The organism is Phenylobacterium sp. CCH9-H3 (assembly GCF_001557235.1).
In the GTDB taxonomy this organism is placed as follows: Bacteria; Pseudomonadota; Alphaproteobacteria; order Caulobacterales; family Caulobacteraceae; genus Phenylobacterium.
This window is the reverse complement of record NZ_LSJI01000052.1, coordinates 1-6,206: the sequence shown is the minus strand read 5'-3', so window position 1 is coordinate 6,206 and position 6,206 is coordinate 1. Positions and strand designations below refer to the sequence as shown.

Here is a 6,206-nt window from a genome sequence, read left to right as displayed (position 1 = left end):
TTGCCGAACGTGGACTACTTCATGCCCAGCGTCGCCGAGGCCTTCGCGCTGTCGGGGACCACGGACATGGCCGCAGCGGCCGACTTCTTCCTCGCCCGGGGCGCCGGGGCGGTGCTGATGAAGAATGGCGGCAACGGCTCGTACGTCGCGCTGGGCTCGGAGCGGACGCGGCTGGGCGCCTACGACATCGCGCCCGTGGACACCACGAGCTGCGGCGACTCGTACTGTGCCGGCTTCATCGTCGGCCTCAGCCGGGGGATGCCACCGCTGGAGGCGGCCCGCTTCGCCACCGCGGTCGCGGCGCTGGTGGCGCAAGGGCTGGCCACGCTGGGCCGACTCGAAAGCTATGATGGCGTGCTGAAGGCCATGGGCGAGATGACGCTGAAGGAGCCTGCGTGATGGCGGCCCACGATGAGACCCGCCTGCGGGCCCGCATGGTCGAGGTGATGCAGGCGATGGAGGCCCGCGGGCTCAACCGCGGCACCTCCGGCAATGTGTCCGCGCGCCTGGGGGATGCGATGCTGGTCACCCCCAGCGGCGTGCCGCCCGAACGGCTGACGCCCGAGGCCATGGTCCTGATTGGCGCGGACGACAGCGTGGCGCCGGGACAGCTGAAACCGTCCAGCGAATGGCGGATGCACATGCAGATCCTGCGGCGGCGACCGGACGTGGGCGGGGTGGTTCACTGCCATTCTCGCCACGCGACTATCCTCGCCTGCGCAGGCCGCGAGATCCCGGCGGTCCACTACATGGTCGGGGTCAGCGGCGGGGCCAGCGTGCCGGTGGCGCCCTACGCCACCTTCGGCTCGGCCGAGCTGGCGGACGCCGTGGTCGACGCGCTGCAGGGTCGCTATGCGGCCCTGATGGCTAACCATGGTCAGATCACCGTCGCGCCCAGCCTAAATGCGGCTCTGCTGATCGCCGAGGAGATCGAAGAGCAGGCGGCGGTCTACTGGGGCTGCCTGGCCATCGGCGGGCCGAACCTGCTGTCGGAGGGGCAGATGGACGAGATCCTGACCCGCTTCCAATCCTACGGCCAGTCGCGGTGAGCGCCCTTCCGACTCGCGCCGGCGTGGCGCTGCAGTACATCGGCGTCGTCGCCCTGCTGATCGCTGGGCTGCAGCCGGTGATCCTGGGCGGCCTGGCCGGAGAGGGACGGCTGACGGTTCCCCAGATCGGCGTCGCGGCCACGGCGGAACTGCTGGCGCTGGGCGTCGCTTGCGGCTTGGCCGCCGCGATCCTGAAGCCTACGGCCATGCGGGCAAAGCTGGCCGCGGCCTGCCTGGGCCACGCGCTCTGCAACCTGGGCAGCCTCTGGGTTTCGGGCGGCGAGCTCATCGCGCTCCGCAGCCTGACAGGGGTCTTCGCCGGGGTGATGCTGTGGTCGACAATCAGCATGATCGCACGCTCCACCCATCCCGAGCGTCAGGCCGGCATCTTCGTCACCCTGCAAACCCTGGCCCAGCTGTTGCTGGCTGCGATCCTGCCGGCCACGGTGATGGTGAAAGGCGGAGTCAACGCCGCGCTGGCGTGCCTGGCCGCCATCTCGCTGACCGCAGCGGTCGCGACCCTCTGGGCGCCGTCGTCACTGAAGCCGTTGCCGAAGGGGGACACCGCGGGCCCCGGCGCGCTGACGCCCCTGGCCTGGGCGGGCCTTTGCGCCGTCTTTCTCTACATGGCCTTCATCGTGGCCATCTGGGTCTACCTGGAGCCGCTGGCGCTCCGCGTTGGGCTGACACCGGCAGAGGCGCAGCGGGCGGTCGCTGCGGCCCTCGCGATGCAGGTTCTCGGCGGCGCGGCCGCGACCCTGCTGGGCGCGCGATTGTCGCCGCCGGTGGTGCTGATCGGGGCGGGGCTGGTCAATCTAGGCCTCCTGGCAGGGCTCGCCGCCTCTCCCAGCGGGCCGGCGTTCATGAGCCTAGTGGCCGCTTTCGGCTTCCTGTGGCTGTTCGTCCTGCCGTTCCACACCGCGCTGCTGATCCGGATCGACCCCACGCGCCATGCGGCCATGCAGCTCGGCGCCGCCCAGCTCCTGGGCAGCAGCGCCGGCCCGCTGGCGGCCTCGTTGCTCGTGGGGGACAGCGACGTCGCCGGCGCCATGCGGCTGGCGGGCGCCTGCCTGGTGCTGTCGCTAGGCCTTATCGTGGTCGTGACGGCGAGGCTTCGCCGCATCGGCCCGGCGCTGCCGGCGGCCTAACCCGCCGCCGCGCGCCGCTCGGCCAGCCGGTTGTAGTAAAGGGCCACCATCCAGCAGACCTCTTCGTTGACCCGCGCCTCGTCCTGGTCGGGCTCCTCCAGCACCATCTCGGTCGCCGCGTACATCAGCTCGGTGGACAGCCGCGCCGCCCGGAACAGCTCGTCCTGCGGGACGGTCGGAAAGCGCTGCTGGAGGTTCTCGCTGATCAGCAGGGCGACGCGATCACGCGAGGCGATCCGGATGTCGCGCAGCAGGGGGATCGCCCGCAGCGCCCGCATGATCCAGATCCCCCCTGGCATCTGGCGGGTGATCTCGTTGACCTGTTCCTGCATCCGGCGGTTCTTCGCCACCGCCTCCTCAAGGGAGTCCGCTTCCAGGCCCCCGGACTGCATCCACGCCAGAACCGCCTCGTCCTGCGCTTCCATGAGCCGCTGCGCCAGCTCGCTGAGGATCGCATACTTGTTGGGGAAGTAGCGGTAGAGCGCCGGCGGCGTCAGGCCCGCCCGCTCGCAGACGAGGTTGGTGGTCAGCCGCTCGAACCCCACTTCGGCCAGCAGCTCGCCCGCTGTGGAAAGCACCGTCTCGAACGTGTTGCGCGCCCGGCTTTGCGACGGCTTCAGCTTCGTGCCGAGGGGCATGGCGCCCGGGCCGTCTTCGTCTTTCCGCGCCTGCCTGCCCATGCCGTCCGGATCGCCCCGTTTCGCCGAAGCGCACGCTAGCACAGGATCGCGGGGGGTTCGGCGGCCATGTGGGAAACGGCCGCCGCGCCGTGCGGCGTTTCGGCGCGTCCCCGCAAGCCAAGCCGAGGGATCTGAAAGCACTACGAAAAATTCTGCCCCTTCCGGCAGGGGCTTTCCATCGACAAGGGTTATTCTTGCCGCTTAAAAGCCTCGCGGCGCACGCCTGGCCATTCGGCGGGGCGGGCGCCGCCATGTGCCTGGGATACTGACGATGACGATGCGCCCGCCGGAGCGGCAAGGACTCTACGACCCCCGTAACGAGCACGACGCCTGCGGCGTCGGCTTCGTGGCCAATATCAAGGGCCGCAAGTCGCATGAGGTGGTCCAGGCGGGGCTGCAGATCCTGGTCAACATCGACCATCGCGGCGCCGTGGGCGCCGATCCGCTGGTGGGCGACGGCGCGGGCTGCCTGATCCAGATTCCCGACCGCCTCTACCGCGATTGGGCCAAGGACGCCGGCGTCGACCTGCCGCCGGCCGGCGAGTACGCCGTGGCCATGTGCTTCCTGCCGCAGGACGCGCTCGCCCGCTCGGCGGCCATGGAGCAGTTCGAGCACTTCCTGAAGGTCGAGAAGCAGCCGCTGCTGGGCTGGCGCGACGTGCCGGTGGACACCACGGGCCTGGGCGAGGCGGTGCTGGCCTCCATGCCGATGATCCGCCAGGCCTTCGTGGGCCGCGGACCGAACGTGAAGGACCAGGACGGCCATGAGCGCAAGCTGCTGGCGGTCCGCAAGCAGTTCCAGAACCCGCTGGCCGAGCTGGCCGCCAAGCGCGGCATCCCGGCCCTGACGCAGGTGTACCTGCCGTCGTTCTCGACGCGGACGGTGGTCTACAAGGGCCTGCTCCTGGCCCATCAGGTGGGCAGCTTCTACAAGGACCTGCAGGACGAGCGGTGCGAGTCCGCGCTGTCGATGGTCCATCAGCGCTTCTCGACCAACACCTTCCCCTCCTGGAAGCTGGCGCACCCCTACCGGTTCATCGCCCACAACGGCGAGATCAACACCGTCCGCGGCAACGTGAACTGGATGAACGCGCGCCGCCGCACGCTGGAGAGCGACCTGCTGGGGCCCGACCTCAACAAGATGTGGCCGCTGATCCCGCATGGCCAGTCGGACACGGCCTGCCTGGACAACGCGCTGGAGCTGCTGGTCGCGGGCGGCATCCCGCTGGTCCAGGCCATGATGATGCTGATCCCGGAGGCCTGGGCCGGCAACCCGCTGATGGATGCCGAGCGCAAGGCCTTCTACGAATATCACGCCGCGCTGATGGAGCCGTGGGACGGCCCGGCGGCGGTGGCTTTCACCGACGGCCGCCAGATCGGCGCTACCCTGGACCGCAACGGCCTGCGCCCCGCGCGCTTCGTCATCACGGACCAGGACCATGTGATCATGGCTTCGGAGGTCGGGGTCCTGGACGTGCCGGAGGAGCGGATCGTCCGCAAGTGGCGCCTCCAGCCCGGCAAGATGCTGCTCATCGACATGGAGGAAGGGCGCATCATCGAGGACGCGGAGATCAAGAAGACGCTCGCCGCGGCCGCGCCCTACCAGGCCTGGCTGGCCGAGACCCAGTTCAAGCTGGAAGAGCTGTCCCTTGACGCCGTGGCCGCCGAGCCCGCACCCAACGATCCAGAGACCCTGCTCGATCGCCAGCAGGCCTTCGGCTACACCCAGGAGGACGTGCAGTTCTTCCTGGAGCCGATGGCCCGGGACGGGGACGATCCCATCGGCTCCATGGGCCACGACACGCCCATCGCCGTGCTCTCGTCGCGTTCGAAGCTGCTGTACGAGTACTTCAAGCAGAACTTCGCCCAGGTCACCAACCCGCCGATCGACCCGATCCGCGAGGAGCTGGTGATGAGCCTGGTCTCGATGATCGGGCCCAGGCCCAACCTGCTGGGCCGGCAGGCGGGCACGCATAAGCGCCTGGAGGTGGCCCAGCCGATCCTCACCGACGAGGATCTAGCCAAGATCCGGGCGGTGAACGAGCTGCTGGACGGCGCCTTCCGCACCGCCACCATCGACATCACCTGGCCGGCCGAGGCGGGCGCGGCGGGGCTGGAAGCGGCGCTGGACCGCGTCTGCCGCGAGGCGACCGATAACGTGCTGGCCGACATGAACATCCTGATCCTGTCGGACCGGGCGGTGTCGGCCGACCGAATCCCGATCCCGGCGGCCCTCGCCACCGCGGCGGTGCACCACCACCTGATCCGCCAGGGCCTGCGCATGCAGACCGGCCTCGTCATCGAGACGGGCGAGGCGCGCGAGGTGCACCACTTCTGCGTCCTGGCGGGCTATGGCGCCGAGGCGGTGAACCCCTACCTGGCCTTCCAGACGCTGGAGCAGATCCGCGTCCGCTCCGAACTGACGCTCTCGGCCTACGACGTGCGCAAGAACTACATCAAGGCCGTCGGCAAGGGCATCATGAAGGTGATGTCCAAGATGGGCATCTCGACCTACCAGTCCTATTGCGGCGCCCAGATCTTCGACGCCGTGGGTCTGTCGTCGGCGCTGGTCGACCGCTACTTCACGGGCACCGCCACCACCATCGAGGGCGTGGGCCTGGCCGAGGTGGCCGAGGAGACGGTGCGCCGGCACCGGGACGCCTTCGGCGACAGCCCGATCTACAAGTCGATGCTGGACGTTGGCGGCCAGTACGCCTGGCGCATCCGCGGTGAGGCGCATGCCTGGACGCCGGAGTCGGTCTCGAAGCTGCAGCACGCCGTGCGCGGCAACCTGCCCGACGAGTACCGGGCCTTCGCCCGCTCGATCAACGAGCAGAGCGAGCGCCTGCTGACCCTGCGCGGCCTGATGCGGTTCAAGCCGGCCGAGACGGCGATCCCCCTGGACGAGGTGGAGCCGGCGGCCGAGATCGTGAAGCGCTTCTCCACCGGGGCCATGAGCTTCGGCTCGATCAGCCGCGAGGCGCACACGACCCTGGCTATCGCCATGAACCGCATCGGCGGCCGCTCGAACACCGGGGAGGGCGGCGAGGAGCCGGACCGCTTCGTGCGCCTGCCGAACGGCGATTCCATGCGCTCGGCCATCAAGCAGGTGGCCTCGGGCCGCTTTGGCGTGACCACCGAGTACCTGGTCAACGCCGACGACATCCAGATCAAGATGGCCCAGGGCGCCAAGCCCGGCGAGGGCGGCCAGCTGCCGGGCCACAAGGTGGACCGCAACATCGCCCGGGTCCGGCACTCGACCCCGGGCGTGGGCCTGATCAGCCCGCCGCCGCACCACGACATCTATTCGATCGAGGACCTGGCCCAGC

The 6,206-nt window shown here is 69.6% G+C and carries 5 protein-coding genes; 4 read left to right on the top strand and 1 reads right to left on the bottom strand.

Translation table 11 applies throughout. The features are described 5' to 3' along the window. The 3 genes from AX721_RS04355 to AX721_RS04345 form a co-directional block, all read left to right on the top strand. Positions 1 to 399, top strand: a 399-nt coding sequence (locus AX721_RS04355; RefSeq protein ID WP_231754699.1) for a carbohydrate kinase family protein, incomplete at its 5' end; no start/stop codon positions are given. Further along, positions 399 to 1,049 (top strand): class II aldolase/adducin family protein, encoded by a 651-nt coding sequence (locus AX721_RS04350; protein WP_068874805.1) that lies wholly within the window; start codon positions 399 to 401, stop codon positions 1,047 to 1,049. The genes AX721_RS04355 and AX721_RS04350, both read left to right, overlap by 1 nt. After that, entirely contained in the window at positions 1,046 to 2,197 is a 1,152-nt protein-coding gene (locus AX721_RS04345) for a hypothetical protein (RefSeq protein ID WP_156467008.1), read from the top strand. The genes AX721_RS04350 and AX721_RS04345 overlap by 4 nt, the downstream gene beginning before the upstream one ends. Here AX721_RS04345 and AX721_RS04340 read toward each other — a convergent pair. Continuing rightward, entirely contained in the window at positions 2,194 to 2,835 is a 642-nt protein-coding gene (locus AX721_RS04340; RefSeq protein WP_156467007.1) for a TetR/AcrR family transcriptional regulator, read from the bottom strand. The genes AX721_RS04345 and AX721_RS04340 overlap by 4 nt on opposite strands. Positions 2,836 to 3,148: 313 nt before the next feature. Here AX721_RS04340 and gltB point away from each other — a divergent pair. After that, on the top strand, positions 3,149 to 6,206 hold a 3,058-nt coding region (gltB, locus tag AX721_RS04335; protein WP_197422460.1), incomplete at its 3' end, for a glutamate synthase large subunit.

Excerpts from the sequence above, each read along its gene's own strand:
- AX721_RS04350 (WP_068874805.1), top strand. The coding sequence starts at position 399 with ATGGCGGCCCACGATGAGACCCGCCTGCGGGCCCGCATGGTCGAGGTG.
- AX721_RS04340 (WP_156467007.1), bottom strand. The coding sequence starts at position 2,835 with ATGCCCCTCGGCACGAAGCTGAAGCCGTCGCAAAGCCGGGCGCGCAAC.